At 71.6% G+C, this 18,512-nt stretch carries 15 protein-coding genes; 8 read left to right on the top strand and 7 right to left on the bottom strand.

Features of this window, described 5'->3' with window-relative positions:
* Positions 1 to 7 precede the first annotated feature (7 nt).
* Complete coding sequence (locus KF837_23050; protein MBX3230218.1) at positions 8 to 682, bottom strand: glutathione S-transferase family protein; 675 nt, start codon at positions 680 to 682, stop codon at positions 8 to 10.
* A 44-nt stretch (positions 683 to 726) separates the two neighbouring features.
* Between KF837_23050 and KF837_23045 the strand changes: the two genes are divergently transcribed.
* Positions 727 to 3,060 carry a homogentisate 1,2-dioxygenase gene (locus tag KF837_23045; protein MBX3230217.1) on the top strand — a complete coding sequence of 778 codons (2,334 nt, stop codon included), beginning with the start codon at positions 727 to 729 and terminating at the stop codon, positions 3,058 to 3,060.
* Between the two features lie 8 nt (positions 3,061 to 3,068).
* Here KF837_23045 and KF837_23040 read toward each other — a convergent pair whose 3' ends face one another.
* Both KF837_23040 and KF837_23035 read right to left on the bottom strand, forming a co-directional pair.
* Positions 3,069 to 3,815 (bottom strand): citryl-CoA lyase, encoded by a 747-nt coding sequence (locus KF837_23040; GenBank protein ID MBX3230216.1) that lies wholly within the window; start codon positions 3,813 to 3,815, stop codon positions 3,069 to 3,071.
* Positions 3,812 to 5,329, bottom strand: coding sequence for an AMP-binding protein (locus KF837_23035; protein MBX3230215.1), 1,518 nt, complete (start codon positions 5,327 to 5,329; stop codon positions 3,812 to 3,814). Before KF837_23035 ends, KF837_23040 begins: the two co-directional genes overlap by 4 nt.
* A 20-nt stretch (positions 5,330 to 5,349) precedes the next feature.
* Here KF837_23035 and KF837_23030 point away from each other — a divergent pair, with 20 nt between their 5' ends.
* From KF837_23030 to KF837_23020, 3 genes are all read left to right on the top strand, one after another.
* Entirely contained in the window at positions 5,350 to 5,736 is a 387-nt protein-coding gene (locus tag KF837_23030) for a hypothetical protein (protein ID MBX3230214.1), read from the top strand.
* Positions 5,733 to 6,605, top strand: coding sequence for a hypothetical protein (locus tag KF837_23025; protein ID MBX3230213.1), 873 nt, complete (start codon positions 5,733 to 5,735; stop codon positions 6,603 to 6,605). Before KF837_23030 ends, KF837_23025 begins: the two co-directional genes overlap by 4 nt.
* A gap of 111 nt (positions 6,606 to 6,716) precedes the next feature.
* Positions 6,717 to 7,607: a hypothetical protein gene (locus KF837_23020; protein ID MBX3230212.1), complete on the top strand. Its 891-nt coding sequence runs from the start codon at positions 6,717 to 6,719 to the stop codon at positions 7,605 to 7,607.
* A gap of 6 nt (positions 7,608 to 7,613) precedes the next feature.
* Here KF837_23020 and KF837_23015 read toward each other — a convergent pair whose 3' ends face one another.
* The 4 genes from KF837_23015 to KF837_23000 form a co-directional block, all read right to left on the bottom strand.
* Positions 7,614 to 11,360 carry an FAD-dependent oxidoreductase gene (locus tag KF837_23015; GenBank protein ID MBX3230211.1) on the bottom strand — a complete coding sequence of 1,249 codons (3,747 nt, stop codon included), beginning with the start codon at positions 11,358 to 11,360 and terminating at the stop codon, positions 7,614 to 7,616.
* A gap of 84 nt (positions 11,361 to 11,444) precedes the next feature.
* Positions 11,445 to 11,750: an oxidative damage protection protein gene (locus tag KF837_23010; GenBank protein MBX3230210.1), complete on the bottom strand. Its 306-nt coding sequence runs from the start codon at positions 11,748 to 11,750 to the stop codon at positions 11,445 to 11,447.
* Between the two features lie 51 nt (positions 11,751 to 11,801).
* The gene (locus KF837_23005) at positions 11,802 to 12,506 is read right to left on the bottom strand and encodes a hypothetical protein (protein MBX3230209.1); all 705 of its coding nucleotides are present in this window, start codon (positions 12,504 to 12,506) and stop codon (positions 11,802 to 11,804) included.
* 10 nt (positions 12,507 to 12,516) lie between these two features.
* Positions 12,517 to 13,299, bottom strand: coding sequence for an MBL fold metallo-hydrolase (locus KF837_23000; protein ID MBX3230208.1), 783 nt, complete (start codon positions 13,297 to 13,299; stop codon positions 12,517 to 12,519).
* Positions 13,300 to 13,474: 175 nt separating this feature from the next.
* Between KF837_23000 and KF837_22995 the strand changes: the two genes are divergently transcribed.
* The 4 genes from KF837_22995 to KF837_22980 all read left to right on the top strand — a co-directional run bounded on the left by KF837_22995 (position 13,475) and on the right by KF837_22980 (position 18,317).
* Positions 13,475 to 15,625, top strand: a complete 2,151-nt coding sequence (locus tag KF837_22995) for a hypothetical protein (GenBank protein ID MBX3230207.1) — start codon at positions 13,475 to 13,477, stop codon at positions 15,623 to 15,625.
* Entirely contained in the window at positions 15,622 to 16,983 is a 1,362-nt protein-coding gene (locus KF837_22990; protein ID MBX3230206.1) for a hypothetical protein, read from the top strand. Before KF837_22995 ends, KF837_22990 begins: the two co-directional genes overlap by 4 nt.
* Positions 16,984 to 17,028: 45 nt before the next feature.
* Entirely contained in the window at positions 17,029 to 17,352 is a 324-nt protein-coding gene (erpA, locus tag KF837_22985) for an iron-sulfur cluster insertion protein ErpA (protein MBX3230205.1), read from the top strand.
* A 146-nt stretch (positions 17,353 to 17,498) separates the two neighbouring features.
* Positions 17,499 to 18,317 carry a metallophosphoesterase gene (locus tag KF837_22980; protein ID MBX3230204.1) on the top strand — a complete coding sequence of 273 codons (819 nt, stop codon included), beginning with the start codon at positions 17,499 to 17,501 and terminating at the stop codon, positions 18,315 to 18,317.
* Positions 18,318 to 18,512 lie beyond the last annotated feature (195 nt).

Raw genomic sequence — 18,512 nt, 5'->3', positions numbered from 1 at the left:
GCGTCCTTCACGCGAAGGTGACGAACTCCTTGCCCTTCATCGACGCGGCGAAGCCGTCCGTCGCCTCGTTCGTCGTCTTCCAGCCCGGGAGCGCGCGCATGGTGCTCATCCAGCGCTCGACGTTCGGCCACTTCTTGTAGCTCACGCCGATGATGTCGCCGGCGGCGAGGATCTCCGCGCCGAAGTAGTCCGCGATCGTGATCTCGTCGCCGCAGAGGAACTTCTTCGCGCCGAGGACGTGTTTGTCGAGGCGCTCCATCCACGTCTCCGCCTGCGTCTTGCCCCACTGGAGCGTCTCCGCCTGGCCCGCGTCGGTCGGGCGCTTGTGGTGCGGGAAGAGCTGCGGGTACACGAGGTGGTAGGCGAACTCGCGGTAGTGGCCGGTGTTGAACCAGTCCATCACCTCGTTCACGCGCGCGCGCTTCTTGAGGTCCTTCGGGTAGGCGGGCGAGTCGATCTTGTCGGCGAGGTACTTCAGGATCGCCGAGGACTCCGTGAGCACGAAGTCGCCGTCCTCGAGGACGGGCACCTGGCAGTTCGGGTTCAACGTGGAAAACGGCGGTTTCACGTGTGCGCCGGTCATGAGGTCCACGACGACGGGCTCGTATTTGATGCCCGCCTCCGCGCAGAAGAGGACGACGGGACGGGACGCGGTCGACACGGGATGGAAATGAAGTTTCATGGCAGGTCTCCCAACGAAGCGCGGATGCTAAGCTCGGTCTCCGCTTGCAACAAGGGACGCGCTTCTCGGTCCGCCGCGGTGCGGCAAAGGTCGTCTTCGGGGCCGGCGTCTCGCTCGACCCTCGCGCCGAGCTCGAGGCCCTCGGCGCGAAGAAGGTCCTCGTCGTCTGCACGCCCGGCCGCGCCGCCGACGCGGCCGCGCTCGCGAAGAACCTCGGCGCGCTCGGCGCGACCGTCTACGCGAAGGCGCGCGAGCACGTGCCGCGCGCGACGGTCGACGACGCCCACGCGGCGGCGGAGGGCGCCGACGTCCTCCTCGCGCTCGGCGGCGGCTCCGCGATCGGCCTCGCGAAGGCGCTCGCCCTCCGCGGCGCCGCGCGCGTCGTCGCGATCCCGACGACGTACTCGGGCTCGGAGATGACCCCGGTCTACGGCATCACCGAGGACGGCGCGAAGAAGACCGGACGCGACGAGCGCGTGCGCCCCGTCCTCGTCCTCTACGATCCCGATCGCCTCGCGAGCCTCCCCCGCCCCGTCGCGGTCGCGAGCCTCTGGAACGCAGCGGCGCACGCGGTCGAGGCGCTGTGGAACGATCCCTCCGACCGCGGAACCCACGCCCTCGCCGAGGAGGCGCTCACCCTCATCGTCCGCGCTCTCCGCGGCGCGACCAGCACGAGCGGCACCATCGGCGCGAGCGGCACCATCGGCGAGGAGGCGCTCGAAGGGGCGTACCTCGCGGGGCTCGCGTTTGCGGATGCGGGGGCGGGCATCCATCACAAGCTGTGTCACGAGCTCGGCGGCGCCTTCGGGTTGCCGCATGCGCGGACGCATGCCGTGCTCCTTCCGCACGTCGTCCGCTACCAGCGCGAGCGCGCCCCTGCCGCGATGGCGGCCCTCGCGCGTGTGCTCGGCGTCGTCGACCCCGCCGCGGAGCTCACGCGGCTCGCGCGCGCGACCGGCGCGCCGACGAGCCTCGAGGAGCTCGGGCTCCCGCGCGGCGCGATGGAGGACCCGATCGTCGAGGCCGCGTGGCCCAAGACACCGAGCCCGATCAAGGAGACGAGCTTGCGCGGACCCGAGGACGTACGAGGCCGGGGCGGCTACGGCGGCGCGCACGAATCGGAGGCGCTCCCGGGCGCGATCCCGGAGACGCAGAACGCCCCGCGCCTCTCGCCGTATGGCCTCGTCCCCGAGCTCGTGAACGGGATGCCGTTCACCGTTCGCAACGTCGAGAACTCGCGCGTCTGGCTCTACCGCGTGCGCGCCTCGTTCGATCACGGCGAGCTCGTCGAGCTCCCGCCGGGCCCGTTCCTCTCCCCGCTCGATCGCGTGGAGCCGAACCGCACGCGCTGGCGCCCTCCGCCGATCCCGTCCGCGCCAGCGCGCGTGGACTTCGTCGACGGCCTCGCCACCCTGGGCGGCGCCGGCGATCCGACGTCGGGCTCGGGCTACCTCGTCCACCTCTACGCCGCGAACGCCGACATGACCGATCGCGCGTTCTCGTCCGCCGACGGCGATCTCCTCCTCGCGCCGCAGACCGGCACCCTCGAGTGCCGGACCGAGCTCGGGTGGCTCCGCGTGCCGCCGGGATCGATCGCGGTGATCCCGCGCGGGATCCGGTTCGCGATCGGCTTCGCCGAGGGCGAGGGGCGCGGCTGGATGCTCGAGGTCTTCGGCCGCCGGCTCCGGCTCCCGGAGCGCGGCCTCATCGGCTCGAACGGCCTCGCCGACGCGCGTCACTTCTACGCGCCGGTCGCCTCGTACGAAGATCGCGCGTGCGACTTCCAGATCGTGACGAAGCTCGGCGGGCGCCTCTACGCCGCGACGCAGAAGCACTCCGCCTTCGACGTCGTCGGGTGGCACGGCACGCACGTCCCGTTCTCGTACGATCTGTCGCTCTTCAGCCCGATGGGGTCCGTCCGGTTCGATCACCAGGACCCGTCGATCTTCACCGTCCTCACCGCGCCGCTCGACGATCACGGCCGCGCGATCTGCGACTTCGTCGTGTTCCCTCCGCGCTGGGACGTCCTCGAGCACAGCTTCCGCCCGCCGTTCGCGCACCGCAACGCCGCGAGCGAGATCAACTGCGTCGTGAAGACCCCGGAGCCGGAGCACGGCTACGAGCCGGGGGTGACCTTCCTCTCGCCGCTCCTCACGTCCCACGGCGTGACGACGGAGACCTACGACGAGACCTGGTCGCTCGCCGAAGCCGACGCGGAGGGCCCGCGCCGACTCTCGGACGACTCGGTGTGGATCATGTTCGAGTCCGCGCTCCCGTTCCGCCTCACGGAGTGGGCGCGGAGGACCGAGCTCGTCGATCGCGACTTCGGCAAGCTCTTCGAAGGCATGCGCTCGCGCTTCGATCCCGCGAAGCGCTGAGCCCCGAGCTAAGGCTCCGCGTAAGGGACCGCCTTCTCCGCCGCGTCCCAGATCGCGCCCATCGCGGGGGCGCGCATCTCCTCGAGCACGTGCCCGACGAGGCCCGCGCAGCGCGCGAGCACCGCGAAGCCGCGCATGATCTCGGCGGGGACGCCGACGTCGAGGAGCGCGGCCGCGACCGCGCCGGTCGCGTTGATCGTGATGTGCTTGCCGTACTCGGCGTCGACCGCGCGCCCGAGCGCGAGGAGCGCGTCGACGTGCTTCTTCGGGAGCCCGTGCGCGTCGAGCACGGCGAAGATGCGCGGCGGACGCGGATCGTCCGGCTTGTGCTCGGGGTGCCCGAAGCCCGGGAGCGGCCGCTTCGCCGCGCGGTGCTCCTTCGCGATCCGAGCCGGGTCCTCGCCCGCCGCGACGCGCGCGACGAGCGCCGCCGCGCCCTCGACCGTGCCGACGAACACGCTGCCGACCGCGAGGAGCCCCGCCGCGACCGCGGACTGCAGCGCCTCCGGCGCGCTCGACGCCACGAGCCGCGTCGCGAGCACGCTCGGGGTGAGGCCGTGCTCCATGAGCGTGACGAGACACGCGTCGAGCACGGCCGCCTCGGCCTTGGTCGGAACGCGCCCGACGACGTGGAAGTACGTCATCTCCGTGAACGTCAGCTTGCCGATCAGGTCCTCGCACAAGCTCTTGCCGCGGATCGTGATGTCCTTCGCGTCGTGCGTCGCGATGCTCGTCGTGACCGGTCTCTCGCTCATGGCCGCTTCTCCCGCTTCTCCAGCTTTTCCAGCTTCTCGAGCTCGTGGCGCTGCACCTTGCCCGACGCGCTGCGCGGGAACTCCTCGAGCGCGATGAAGACGATGTCCTTCGGTTGCTTGTATCCTGCAAGCTCCGCGCGGCACCGCGCGTAGAGCTCCTCCGCCGTGAGCGCGGCGTCGCTCCGCGCCACGAACGCGACCGGCACCTCGCCCCACTTCGCGTCGGGCCGGCGCACGACCGCGGCCTCCGCCACGCGCGGATCGGCGAGCAGCACGCGCTCGATCTCGGCGGGGTACACGTTCTCGCCGCCGGACTTGATCAGGTATTTCACGCGATCGACGAAGTCGAGCGTGCCGTCCGCGTTGCGCTGGAACACGTCGCCCATGTGGAACCAGCCGCCCGCGAACGACGCCGCGTTCGCCTCCGGGTTCCGGAAGTACCCGCTGAACAGCGTCGGCCCGCGCATCCACAGCTCCCCCGGCGTCCCGTCCGGCACGTCGTCGCCGTCCGCGTCGACGAGGCGGACCTCGCAGTATGGGCTCTGCTCCTTCGAGAGGCGCTCCGGCACGACGCCGATCGGGATCAGGTTCGAGGAGCACGGCGGGCAGCCGGTCTCCGTCGCGCCGAAGGTGTTGCCGTACGGCGCGCGGAGGAGCGTCGTGATCTCCGCGAGCTCGTGCGGCGGCACGAGGTCCGCCATCACGCCGGCGATCTTGATCCCGCGCGGCACGATCGCGCGGCGGCGGAGCTCCTCCGCGAACGAGGCGATCATCCCCGGCATGAGCAGCAGCCAGCCGAGCTTCTTCGTCGCGACGATGTCCGCGAGCCTCGCCGCGTCGTAGCCGGGCAAGACGTAGACGGCGCCGCCGGACATGAGCGTGCCGAGCGACCACTCCGTCGCGCCCATGTGATAGAGCGGCGGCCACGCGACGGTGTCGTCGTCGCTCGCGAGCCCGAGCTCCGCGCGCATGGTGAGGTTCCGCACGATCTCGGCGCGATGGCTGAGGACCGCGCCCTTCGGGAGCCCGGTCGTGCCGCTCGTGTAGAGGATGATCAGCGGGTCCTCGGGATCGACCGCGTCGTCGATCGGCGCCGGCGTCGCGGCGGCGAGGGCGGCCTCGTAGGCGTCGCCGAGCACGAGGTCGGCGGCGAGCTTTTCTGCGTGGAGCGGCGACGCGAACGTGACCTTGGGCTCCACGAGCTCGAGGCAGTGGCGGAGCTCGGCGGGCGCGAGGCGCCAGCTCTGGCACGCCGTGATCGCCCCGATGCGCGCGGCGGCGAGGTGGACCTCGAGGTACTCGAGGCGGTTCTCGGAGAGCACGGCGAGCCGATCGCCGCGCTGGACGCCGCGGCCGCGGAGGAAGCCCGCGAGCCGCGCGCTCCGCTCCAGCACCTCGCCGTAGGTCAGCGCCCGCGTCCCGTCGTCGAGCGCGACGCGCCCGGGATGCACGCGCGCCCGCGCCGCGAACAGGCTCGCGACGGTGCTCTTTGCTGCGCGCTGGACGGCGTCCACCGGCGTACCATAATCGCAGCGTGCTCCTCCCTACCACCGTCGTCGGCAGCTACGTGCAGCCGGAGTGGCTCGTCGACCGCGCCAACCTGAAGTCGCGTCTCCCGCCGCGCGTCCGCGCGAGGGAGGTCTGGAAGATCCCGCCCGCGCACCTCCTCGAGGCGCAGGACGCGGCGACGCCCTCGAAGACGTTCATGATCGGCGTGCTCGATCTCGGGGACGCGAACGTCGAGACGCCGGAGGTGGTCGCGACGCGGATCCGCCGCGCGCTCGACGTGCTGCCGCCCGAGCGCGTCATCGTCGCGCCCGACTGCGGGATGAAGTACCTGTCGAGGGAGACGGCCTTCGGCAAGCTCTCCGCGATGGTGAAAGGCGCCGCCGTGGTCCGTCGAGAGGTGGTCCCTTCGTGAAACGTCTGCTGCCGTTCGTCGCTCTCCTCGTCGCGGCTTGCGAGGATCCCTACGTCCCGCCGCCGCCGCCTTCGGGCGCGCGCCCGTGCGATCCGCTCGCGGCCTCGCCCGAGCCGCTGGCGCTCGCGACGGTGATCGCGGCCGGCAGCGCCGCCGACGGCACGATCTACGTCGTCGACAAGACGCCGGCGCCCTCCGCCGGGGTGGCCGGCGAGCGGCGCGCGTTCGTCTCCGCCGGCACGGCGCTGAAGCGCGTGAAGGTCGCGGCGGTGCACGAATCGGAGGAGGAGCTCCTCCTCTCGCTGAACGACGCCGCGGACCTCCAGCTGAAGGTCGAGCACGAGGGCTTCGACGGCCCGGCGACGCGGATGGCCGTCTTCCGCGGCGTCCTCGGCGAGGCGACGACCTTCAACCCCGAGATCGACGGCGAGGTGCTCACGCCCGTCGCCGCCGACGCGTACGCGGGCCTCACCCTCGAAGACCTCCCCGCCGTCGACGTGCTCTACGCCGCGACCGCGAGCGACGGACGCCGCTTCCTCGTCCTCCATCCCACCGGCGTGGTCACGACGGAGACGCTGCGCGTGTTCCTCGGGCCGCCGGACCGCATGGTCGAGTACACCGTCCTGAGCGCGGCGTTCGCGACGTTCACGACCGTCGTGTTCGACGTCGACGGCATCCAGACGGTCGCGACGCTGACGACGGCGGAGAGCAACCCGATGTCCGGCGCCGCGCGCCTCGAGGACGGCGCCGGCATCATCGCGACGCTGACGCCGCTCCCCGGCTCCCCCGGCGAGGTCGTCGACGGCGCCGCGCCCCCGAAGGCCCCCGCCGCGACCTTCACCACCGGCCTCTCGTTCCTCTGCTTCTGATCGGACGCGAACGTCGCGTCTGGCCCACTCTGGCACGCCGCGACCTTCCCGAAATCCGCGGAATTCCTCGGAACGACGATCGGTCCGATTTTTGCTTTCGAGGATTCGATCATGCTTCGCACGCTCGCGGCTGCGCTCGTCCTCGTGGCCCTCGCCGCGTCCGCCTGCACCAGCGGCGGCTCGGACGAAGCCCGCGGCCTTCATGCATGCAACCCGCTGGTTGCGGATACGAAGCCGATCGCCCTCGGCGCCGTCGTCGCGGGCGGACGCGCCGGCGACGGGACGGTGTACCTCGTCGATCGCGGGCCGGCGGGGCCGTCGGAGCAGCTCCGCGTCTTCATCGGCGGCGCCGGCGGCGTGCGCCGCGAGAAGGTCGCGGGCTCCGGCGGAGGTTCCGACTTCATCGCGCTGATGGTCGGCGACGCGACCTCGGACCTGCAGGTTCGGATCGACCTCGCCGGCGGCGCCGCCACGACGATGGCCGTCTTCCGCGGCGCCCCCGATCCAGCGACGAAGTCGTTCGATCCGAGCTCGCAGGGCGAGACGTTGACGCTCCTCTCGCCGAGCGAGATCGCGGCGCTCGCGGTCGAGAACATCCCGGCGCAGGTCACGGTGGAGTACGACGCGACGACGCCGGACGGCCGCCGCTTCGTGCTCCTGCGCCCCGACGTCGACTGGTCGTACGAGGACTTCCGCGTCTTCTTCGGCCCCCCGTCCGCCGCGATCGAGCGGAAGGTCACGAACGCCTCGCGCGGCTCGTCGACCTACCTCACGTTCGACGTCGACGGCGTGCCCCACCATGCCTACCTGCCGACCCAGTTCTCGAGCCGAAACCTCGGCGCGCCGAACCTCGCCGCGGACGACGGCAGCCGCCACGAGCTCCGCTACCTCGTCCCGAACGTCGAGTTCGACCCCGCCGCCGAGGGCGTCGCGCCGTGGGCGCACCAGCGCACGACGCCCGCCCCCGAGCCGGCCGCGGGCGTCACGTTCCAGTGCCTCTGACGTCGATCAGATCCGGAGGAGCTCCGGGTTCTTCTCGAGCAGCCGATCGAGCCAGGCGTTCGCGACCTTCTCCTGCATCGAGTTGGCGCGCAGGCGGTCGTGGAGGTGCTTGAAGTCGACCGCGTCGAGCTCCTGGTCCTGGTTGTAACAGGAGAAGACCAACGTCTCCTTCCCCGTCTTCGGATCGGTGTGCTTCTGGAGGCACTGCGCGCAGACCTCCTTCATCATGCACTGCATCGGCGAGTTGATGCTGCCGATCGCGACGTGGAGCGGATCGAGGAACGGCTGGAGGACGCCGTGGCGCGCCTCCTTCACCGCCGCCATCATGCGGTCGGAGCCGATCGCGATGATGCGGTTCACCTTCGGCAGCTTCACGAGCCGCTCGCCGAGCTCGCCCTTGCCGTACGCCACGCACGCCTGGACGATGTTGCCGCGGAAGTGCCGGTCCTGCGGGCGCCGCGGCGCGATCTCCGCGCCCGTGTCCGTGCACCAGATGACCTGGTCCGTGTACGCCTCGATGTCGTCCTGCTTGAAGAGGTCCTCGCCCTTCTTGTAGCCGGCGAAGTAGAGCACCTCGTTGCCGAGCGCCTTCATCGCGCGCGCGATCGAGAAGAGGACCGCGTTGCCGAGGCCACCGCCGAGGAGGAGGCTCGTCTCGCTCTTCTGCACGTGCGTCGGCGTGCCGGTCGGGCCCATCAGGACGATCGGCTCGCCGGGGCGGAGCGCGGCGCAGAGGCGCGAGCTGCCGCCCATCTCGAGCACGATCGTGCCGAGGAGGCCTTTCTCTTCGTCGATCCACGCGCCGGTGAGGGCGAGGCCCTCCATCCCGAGGCGCGTGCCCGCGACGACGGGCGCGAACGACTCGAAGTTCTGGAGGCGATAGAACTGCCCCGGCTTGAACTTCCGCGCCGCCATCGGCGCCTTCACCACCACCTCGACGATCGTCTTCGTGAGGCGGTTCACCTCGACCACGCGCGCGACGAGCGCATCGTCGAGCGAGGCGAAGAAGTCGGCGAGCCGCGCGTTGCGCGCGGGCTGCCCCACCGTGTCGTTCGCGAGCGCCTCCACCTCCGGGAAGAGCCGCCCCACGTGGAGGAAGCCGTGCTTCGCGCTCGCCATCGCCTTCACGACGCTGCCGGCGTAGAACGGGTGGTTGTCGCCGTAGAACGAGACGAGCTTCCGCCCGTCCTTCGCGTAGCTCGTGAAGAACGCCTCCGACGACGAGCGGCCGTCGACCTTCGCCAACGTCGCGACGTCACCCTCGACCGTCGCGGAGAAGGCCTGGAAGTACTGCTTCTTCGCGTCGAGCGCGAACGTGCCCTCGTACTCCTTCTCGTACATCGTGTTCGGCGAGGTGCCGGCCGCGACGCAGACCGTGCGCGCGGGGAGCTCCACCTCTTCGGGGAGCGTGCCGTCGTCGCTCTCGACCGGCGCGTGCGCGCGGCGGAACTTCACCGCCTTCACGTGGCCGTACGGGTCGAGCACCGCCTCCGTCGGGGAGAGGTTCTCGACGTAGCGCACCCCCTCCTCGAGGCTCTTCTGCACCTCCTCGTGGTTCAGGCGGTACGCCGGCGACTCGAGGACGGAGCGGCGGTAGACGAGCCAGACCCCGCCCCATTTGTCGAGCAGCGGCTGGAGGAGCGGGTCACGTCCCTCCTTCGCCGCGAGGGCGCGCTCCTCCTCGAGCTCCTTCGCGTGCTGGAGCTGGACCTCGAGCTCGGCCCACTCCTCCTCGTCGAACATCGCGCGCACCGCCTCGGGCCCCTGGGTCGCGACGAGGTCGTGCACGCGCTGGGCGACCTTCTCGACCTGGATCGGGTAGTACGCGAGGAGCTCCGTCGCGGTGTCGATCGCGGTGAGGCCGCCGCCGATGACGATCGCGGGGAGCTGGATCTGCAGGTTCGCGATCGAGCTCCGCTTGTAAGCGCCGGTGAGCTGGAGCGCCATCAGGAAGTCGGAGGCCTTGCGGATCCCCTTCGCCAGGTTGTTCTTGATGTCGATGATGGTGGGGCGGCCCGCGCCCGCCGCGAGGGCGACGTGGTCGAACCCGAGCGACCACGCGTCGTCGAGCGTCATCGTGCCGCCGAAGCGGATCCCGCCGTAGATGCGGAGGAGCTGCTTCCGCGCGAGCGTGATGTAGAGGAGGGTGAGGAAGTTCTTGTCCCAGCGGACGGTGATCCCGTATTCGCTGACTCCGCCGAATCCGAGCAAGACGCGCTCGTCGAGCTCTTCGTACAAAGTGCCGAAGTCCTTGATCGGCAGCGGCGGCGTCCACGTCGCCCCGCTCCACGAGCCGGTGAGCTCGGCCGGGAGCGGCTCGATCTTGAGCCCGTCGATCGCGCTGACGCCGAAGCCCTCGCGCGTGAGGTGGTGCGCGAGGGTGTAGCCGGCGGGGCCGAGCCCGACCACGAGGACGTTCTTGCCGTTGTACGGGAGCGCGTACGGACGCCGGACGTCGAGCGGGTTCCAGCGCGTGAGGAGGCCGTAGATCTCGAGGCCCCACGGGAGCGAGAGCACCTCGGTGAGCACGCGCGTCTCGATCTGCGGGATGTTGACCGGCTCCTGCTTCTGGAAGACGCAGGCCTTCATGCAGTCGTTGCAGATGCGGTGACCAGTGCCGGGGCACATCGGGTTGTCGATCGCGACGATCGCGAGCGCGCCGAGGGCGTCGCCGCCGCGGCGGACGACGTGCATCTCGCTGATCTTCTCGTCGAGCGGACACCCGTCGAGCGCGACGCCGAGGGGGTTCTTCTTGATCTCGTTCGTTTTGTTGTCGCGGAGGCCCTTGCTGCACGAGTCCTTGTCGCGCTCGTGGCAGTAGAGGCAGTAGTCGATCTCCTGCTCGATCTGGCGCGGATCCCCGCGGCGATCGGTGAGCGGGAAGCCGTCGCGCTCGCGGCGCTCGTGGTCGGGGCCGACGAAGAGCTCCTGCAGCTTCGGCTCCGGCCGCCGCAGCTCGACGAGGTGCTGGTGATCGACCGTCTTCGCGACGCGGAGCGACGGCCAGTGAAACGCGTGGTCGTGGTGGTCCTTGCGGCGATGCGCGAGCCACGCCTCGATCGCGTCGAGCGCGAACGCGACGACCTTGTGCTGCTCGGCGTCGGTCGGCGCGCCCTCCTCCGCCACCGCGCACGCCTCCTCGCTCACGCGCGACGCGCTGAAGCTGCTCGCGAGCGCCCTCCGCACGATCGAGGCACGCTCGCGGAGCTCGTCCGTCCACGCCGCGCCGCCGGCCTTCGCCGCCTTGCGCGCGGTGTCGTCGACCTGGACGAGCATGATGACCGCCTTCGCGACCGCGAGCTCCTCGTCGGGGTAGCTCTGCGTGCCGCGGAGGATCGCCTCCGGCCGCTGCGGGAACATCGCCGTGATCGCCGCGGTCGCGACCGCGCCCGCCTCCGCGAGCGTGCCCTTCCAGGCCTTGCCCGCGCTGTCCTTCAGCACGCGCTTCTTCGCGAAGTCCGCCTTGAAGACCCAGAGCGGCTCCCGGTCCTTCACCTCGGACGCGAGCTCCGCGATCTCCTTCTCGACGCCGAAGAGGCGGCCGACGAAGCGGCTCACGTGCGGAGCCACCGCGAGGATCGCGGTCGAGATCTCCTCCGGCTTCGCGAACGCGCCCGCGCGCCACGAGGCGTAGAGCTTCGCGTCCTCGGGCGCGGTCTGCTCGAGCTCGGTGCAGAAGGCGCCGTAGAGGTCCTTGAGGCGCTCGGGGACGAAGAGATCGGAGAAGCGGAAGCCCGCGATGCCCATCGGCATGTCGGACGACGGCAGCCCCTCCGGCGGCGGGAACGACTTGCGGGTGACGCGGAAGCTCGTGGCGGCGGACACGGTGGCGCTCTCTCAGTCTTCGTTCTTGTCGTCGGCGCCGGGCTGCGCCGGCACGAACGCGGTGTCGGCCAGCTTTCCGCCCTTGAAGCCGAAGTAGACCTCGGCCTGATCGAACATGAACTTCTGGCCCTCGGGCGACGTGAGGTCGACGCGGTACGTGTTGATGTACTTGACCGAGTCCTTGATCCACATGTCCCAGGCCTCCTTCGAGACCTCCTCGTAGATCCGCTTCCCGAGCTCGTTTTTGTACGGGGGCTTCGCGAGGCCGGGCAGGTCTTTCCCGAGCTTCCGGCAGTGGACGATGCGTTCTTCGCTCATGGCTGAACGCGCATTTAGTCCCATGCCGCGCCGAGCGCCAGCCCATGCCGCTCACGGGACCTCGAAGCAGAGGAGGTGCTGCTCGGTGGAGCACTCGACCGTGCCCGCGTTCGTCCAGTTGTAGTCGACGTGGCCGAGCTTGCCCGCGCTCGCCTTGCGGCCGCTCTCCTTGCTCTCGAAGCCGTTGCAGGTCTCTCCCACCGAGCCGCTCCCGTTCGTGCCCGTCCACGCGGTCGGGCCGGTCGCGGCGGCGCCCGACTCATCGAGCGTGAGCTCGGACCGAAGCGACGACGGGTTCGAGGTCAGCCCCGCCGACGTCGCGACCTCCACGCCGGTCGCCGAGTACCAGGTCTTCTCCGCGGGGACCCACTCGTACGCCTTGCGCTCGCTCGTCGAGATCCACGCGCGGAACGTCCCGCTCCGCCGGAGCGTCTGCCCGAGGTCCCCGCAGATCTTGTCTGCGCCGGCGGCGCCTCCGAGGGCGCCGGTGTGCCGGCTGCTCGACACGAACGCGTAGAGCCCGCCCGCCGGCAGCGGCGAGCCGGTCCCCGACGCGTCCGCGCCTCCTCCGGAGGAGGAGGACGACGACGACGAGCCGGAGGACGAGGACGACGACGAGCCGGAGGAGCCACCGGAGGAGGAGGACGACGACGATGCTCCACCGTCGAGGACGACGACCGCCGTGGGGCGCAGGTCCTCGCCGACGCAGTGAACGAGACCGATCGCCAGGACGACGAGGGCGGGCCGCTGAACCATGCGCCCGATGTTACCCGAACGGCAGCCCGAGCTGGTGCGGACGCGTCGTGTGGACGTCGAGGGCGATCGGCGTCGCGTCCGGGAGCACGCTCACGTCGATCCGGCGCGCGCGGGCGGCGACGACGTCGAGGGCGCGCGCGGGGCTGTTGTTCGTGCGGGAGAGGTGGCCGAGCCAGAGGCGGGCGAGCCGCGACCCGACGAGGCGCGCGGCGAGCTCCGCCGCCTGCGCGTTCGAGAGGTGCCCGAGCCCGCCGCCGACGCGCCGCTTCACGACGTCGGGATAGTCGCTGAATGCGAGCATTTCGGCGCAGTGGTTCGCCTCCAGCAGCGCGGCGTCGCACTCGGCGAGCAGCGCGACGAGGTCGTTCGTGACGCGCCCGACGTCGGTCGCGACGCCGAGCGCGCGGACGCCGTCGTCGACGCGGAGCGCGACCTGCATCACGTCGTGCGGCACGTGGACCGACGCGAAGGCGAGCCCGCCGACGCGGAAGGCGCGTCCGATCGGGTAGCGATGGACCGTGACGTCGGCGGCGGGGGCGTCGATGCCGGCGTGGAGGTACAGCGGCGCGCCGAACGCCGCAGCGAGCTGCGCGGCGTGTCCGAAGTGATCGCCGTGCTCGTGCGTCGCGACGATGCCGTCGAGCTCGCCGGGGGCGAGGTCGACCCCGAGCTCCGCGAGCCGCGCGGCGACGATCCGCGGCCCGAGGCCCGCCTCGACGAGGACACGCGTGCCGTTCGCGTCGACGAGGAGCGCGTTGCCGCCCGATCCGCTCCCGAGCACGTAGACGCGCATCGCGATCGCGGCGCAGCGTAGCAGCTGCCCGACCTTGGATACACGCGCGGCCTGTGCTTTTCTGCGGCCCCGCGTGACGACGAAGCCATGCCCCCACTGCGGCTCAGCCGTACCTGTCGAATCACGGTTCTGCGGGCAGTGCGGGACCACGATCGACCCGGAGGTCACGCGCCGCGTGCCGATCACGGTCGACGAGGCGACGGCCGATCCGCCGGCGGCGGCGGAGACGCAGAAGACGACGAAGGTCGGCAACCCCGGCGACTTCGCGAAGACGATCACCGACAAGGACATGTCGTCGGTCGACTCGATGCTCGCGAGCCTCGAGTGGAACCCTCCGGCCTCGGACCCGAAGCTGCCCGCGGCGCCGGAGCCCACGGCGCCGGAGCCCGCGCCCGCGCCGGCCCCGTCCGAGCCGCGCGGGCCGATGTTCGGCAAGACGATGATCGGCGGCTCGATCACCGCCGCCGACGTCATGGCCGAGGCCGAGCGCACGCGGAAGGTCTCGCCCGACAAGCCCACCGTCGTCGGCACGCCGGTCCTCGACCAGCCCGCCTTCGAAGACGCGCCCGCGCCCGAGGCTCCCCCCCGCGCCGGCGCGCCGACGCAGCTCGGCGTGGCGGTCTCTCCGCAGCCGGCCTTCGACGCGCCCGCGCCCGCCCCCGATCCGCAGGCGTATCGCCCCGCCTTCAAGACGATGCTCGGCGTCGCGCTCCCGGGCATCGCTCCGATCCGCGACTCGGAGCGCGGGATCCTCGCCGCGCAGAACGCCGGAACGCCGCCGCCCCCCGCGAGCAGCGCAGGCACGCTCCACGGCGGCATCGGCGCGCCGGGCTCGAACCCGGCGGTCCCTGCCGCGGCGAGCTCGCGCCCACACACGGCGCCGCTCGCCGCGACCCCCGCCGCGCCCGGCTCGAATCCGCACACGGCGCTGCTCGCCGCGATCCCGGCCGCGCCCGGCTCGCATCCGCACGCCGCTCCCGCCGCGCCTGGCTCGCATCCGCACGCTGCTCCGGCCGCGCCCGGCTCGCATCCGCAAATGCAGCCGCCTCCGCCGATCGTGCCGCCGCCCGCGCCGCTCGTCGAGGAGCCGCTGCCGCAGGCACCGCGGGTCGAGCCGAAGCGCGGGGTCTCGGCTGTCGTCCTCGTCGCGATCATCTTCGGGCTCGTCTTCGCCGGCGGCCTCGCGGCGGCGTTCGTCCTCCTGCGCGGCGGCGCCCCGCTCACCGCGAAGGCGCGGCTCGACGAGAGCGGGAAGGAGTCGCTCGAGATCCACTGCGAGTCCTGTCCCGACGGCACCACGATCACGCTCGGCGCGTCGACGTCGACCGTGACCGAGAAGAGCGCGCTCCTCGCGTTGCCCGCGCCGCTCTCGATCGGCGACAACGACCTCCAGATCGCGATCGATCGACCCGGCGCGGGGCGCGACGAGAAGGTGCGGGTCCACGTCCCGATCGCCTATCGCGTGAAGGCGGACCTCACGACCCTCGGCGCGATGCCGCCCACCGTCACCGTGCGCGTCGAGGCGACGCCGGGCGCGGAGGTCACCGTCGACGGCAAGCCGACCACGCTCGACGACGCCGGCAAGGGCTTCTACGCGCTCGACATGTCGGAGGAGGCGCTCGGTCCTTCGGACGAGCAGACGGCGATCGATCGCAAGATCCCGTTCACGGTGAAGCGAAAAGGGAGCGCGAGCCCGGAGGCGGGCGAGCTCACCGTCCGCGCCGCGATCGTCCCGCTCCACCTCGACGCGCCCGGCCCGGAGCTCGTGACCGATCGCACGACGGGCAACGTGGCGGGCCAGACGAGGCCGGGCGGCACGCTCACGATCGACGGGCAGAGCGTGCCCGTCGACGCGACGGGCCGCTTCGCGATCCGCGCCGAGCTCCCGAGCGAGGGCGACAAGACGCTCACGATCGTGGCGTCGGCGCCTCCCCTCGCCCCGCGCACCGTCCGCGCGAAGGTCACGCGCGTCGCCGCGCTCGAGGCCGCCGCGCAGACGTTCGACGCCGCGAGCCCGCTCGGCTTCGACGCGTACGCGGCGGACCCGGCGTCGAAGGTCGGTCAGGCGGTCGCGATCGACGGCGAGGTCCTCGACGTCCGCGTCGCGCAGGGCTTCTCCGTGATGGTGGTGGAGGAGAAGAAGACGTGCGCGGCGGGCGGCGGCTGCGTGCTCCGGTTCACGCACGGCGAGGAGATCCGCGCCGCGCGCGGCGACGCGATCCGGGCCTACGGGAAGGTCGCCGGCACGGTGGCGTGGAACGGCAAGCAGGTCCCCGCGATCGTGGGTACGCTGGCGATCCCAGTGCCGAAGGGAGCGAAGAAGTGAGGACCGTCGCGACGATCGCGGCCGCGACCGCGATCGCGGGCGCGCTCTTGCTCGCGCTCACGCTCGGCTCCGGCGACGCCGAGGCGCAGAAGATCGATCCGCGCCGCCCGAGCGTGCTCGTCGTCGGGCCCCCGCGCGGCGCGGCGCCGATGCAGCGGCTCGACGCGCGGCGGAGCGGTCTCTCGAAGACGTTCCTCCCGAGCGGTCCGCTCTCCATCGCCTGGCGGAAGCCGACCGGCCTCACGATCGATCATCCCCCGCTGATCGCGGCCGACGGGAGCCTCGTCGTCGTCTCCTCGCGCGGCGACGTCGGCTTCTACGACGACCGCGGCGACGAGAAGGCGACGATCAAGGTCGGCGCGGCGCAGGTCGGCCCCGCCGCGATGACGTCCGACGGCACGATCGTCTTCCTGTCGACGAGCGGCGACGCGATGGGCGTCCGGCGCGGCGCGTCCCCGCCGATCCGCTACACGACGCGCATCGGCGGCGAGCGCAACACGCGCGCGGCCCCGCTCGCGCTCGACGACGGCGGCGTGGTCGTCGCGACGCTGACGGACCTCGTCGTCCTCGACGCGGAGGGCAACGTCCGCGCGCGCGTCACGCTCCCCGAGCAGCCCGCCGCGCCGCTCGTCGCCGCGGGCGACAAGGTCCTCGCGGTGACGTCGACGGGCGCCGTCTTCGGGTGGACGCCGGGACACGACTCGGTGCGCCTCGGCTCGTTCGGCGCGCCGATCGACGGCGGCGCCGCCCTCACGACGCAGGGCACGCTCCTCGCCGTCATCGAGGGCAACCACCTCGCGGAGGTCGACGTCGTGCGCGGATCGCGCGCGACCTGGTCGATCGCGTCGCAAGGCATCTACCTCGGCCCGCCCGCCGTGCGCGAGATCCCGGGCGGCACCTCGATCGCGATGCTCGGCGCGATGACGCATACGCTCGGCTTCGTCCTCGCGCTCGACCCCGCGGGGCAAGAGCTGCTCCGCGCGCCGGTCGCGAAGTTCCAGCCGAACGTCCTCCCCGACGGCGGGATGCCGCCGCTCCAGACGCCGCCGCACACCGGCATGATCATCGACGCGCGCGGCGCGATCGCGTTCGCGACCACGGACGGCCGCATCGGCACGATCGCCCCCGACGGCGCGCTCGACACGCTCGGCGACACCTTCTGCGCGAAGGGCTCACGCGGCGGCGTCGCCGGCCTGACCCCCTTCGGCGCCAACGCCTTCGCCGTCGCCTGCGAAGGCGGCCTCATCGCCCGCATCGCCGGCGGCAACACGCCGCCCCCCCCGGCCGCCAAGCCCAGCCCTTCCCCCACCCCATCGTCGAGCGCCGACTCGGACAAGCTCCGCCGTCGCGAGCCGTGAGCCTCAGGCCTGGCGACCGGCCCCTATTTTGCCTATAGTGCACGCATGATCACCATGACGGACCGCGCGGCCGACAAGGTCAAAGAGATCGCGCTCGCGGAAGACCTGACGAACCAAGGGCTTCGCCTCCGCGTGGTCGGCGGTGGGTGTGCCGGGTTCACGTATGACCTCTATTTCGAGGATCAGACGACCGACATGGACGAGGAGTTCGAGTCGAAGGGCGTGAAGCTCTACGTCGACCCGCTGAGCTTCCAGTACCTGACCGACACCGAGATCGACTACGTCGAGGGCGTCCACGGATCGGGCTTCAAGTTCAACAACCCGAACGTGACCGGCAGCTGCGGCTGCGGCTCGTCGGTGAAGTTCTGAAGCGATTCGTAGCCGCGCTCGCGCTCCTGGCGCTCGCGTGCGCCTGCGACAAGAAGCCGGAGCCGCCGCCATCGACGGCCGCGCCCGCCGTCAGCGCGTCCGTCGACGTCGGCTCGCTCGGGATCGGCAAGCCGGCGCCGGAGCGCGTGGTCGCGCTCGGCGATCTGCACGGCGACCTCGACGCCGCGCGCCGCGCGCTCCGCCTCGCCGGCGCGATCGACGACAAGGACAAGTGGATCGGCGGCAAGCTCGTCGTGGTGCAGACCGGCGACCTCGTCGACCGCGGCGACGACGATCGCACGATCCTCGACCTGGTCGAGCGCCTGAAGGGCGAGGCCAAGGCGGCCGGCGGCGAGTTTGTCGCATTGAACGGAAACCACGAAATCATGAACGCGCAGCTCGACTTCCGGTACGTGACGCCGGGCGGCTTCTCCGCGTTCAACGACGTGTCGTCGAAGAGCGACGAGGTGGCCGAGGCGGCGTCGAAGGTCGAGCCCTCGCAGCGCGGTCGCGCGGCCGCGTTCCTGCCCGGCGGCGTCTACGCGAAGCTCCTCGCCGAGCGGCCGCTCATGGCCCGCGTCGGCGACTCGCTCTTCGTGCACGGCGGCATCCTCCCGAAGCACGTCCGCGCCGGGCTCGATCGCGTGAACACGGAGACGCGCGAGTGGCTCAAGGGCGAGCGCCGCAAGCCGCCGAAGGAGATCGAGGCGGTCGACGGCCCGCTCTGGACGCGCATGTACTCGGAGGCGCCGGGGGCGCAGGAGTGCGCGACGCTCGCGGAGACGCTGAAGCTCCTGAACGCGAAGCGCCTCGTGATGGGGCACACCCCGCAGAAGCCCGACATCGCGCCGTGCTGCGACGGCCAGGGCTGGCGCATCGACACCGGGATGTCGAAGTACTACCAGGGCAACGTCGAGGTCCTCGAGATCCGCGGCGACGCGGTGAAGGTCCTCAAGGAGAAGTAGCGACGTCGTCGAGCCGCTGAAGTACGGCGTCGGCGCGCGGCGCCAGTACGGCTCGCAGTTCTCGCAGTGGGACGACGAGCTCGAAGGCCGGCTGAAGGGCGAATGGGAGAGCGACACGGGCCACGGCACGTGGAACGACGTGAAGGCCTACGTCCGCCGCGGCTGGGAGAAGGTCACGAGCTGAGCGCCGTCTAC

The sequence above is a fragment of the Labilithrix sp. genome (genome assembly GCA_019637155.1).
Classification (GTDB): domain Bacteria; phylum Myxococcota_A; class Polyangia; order Polyangiales; family Polyangiaceae; genus Labilithrix.
Note: the sequence above shows the minus strand (reverse complement) of the source record. Positions and strands in the feature narration are given on the sequence as shown.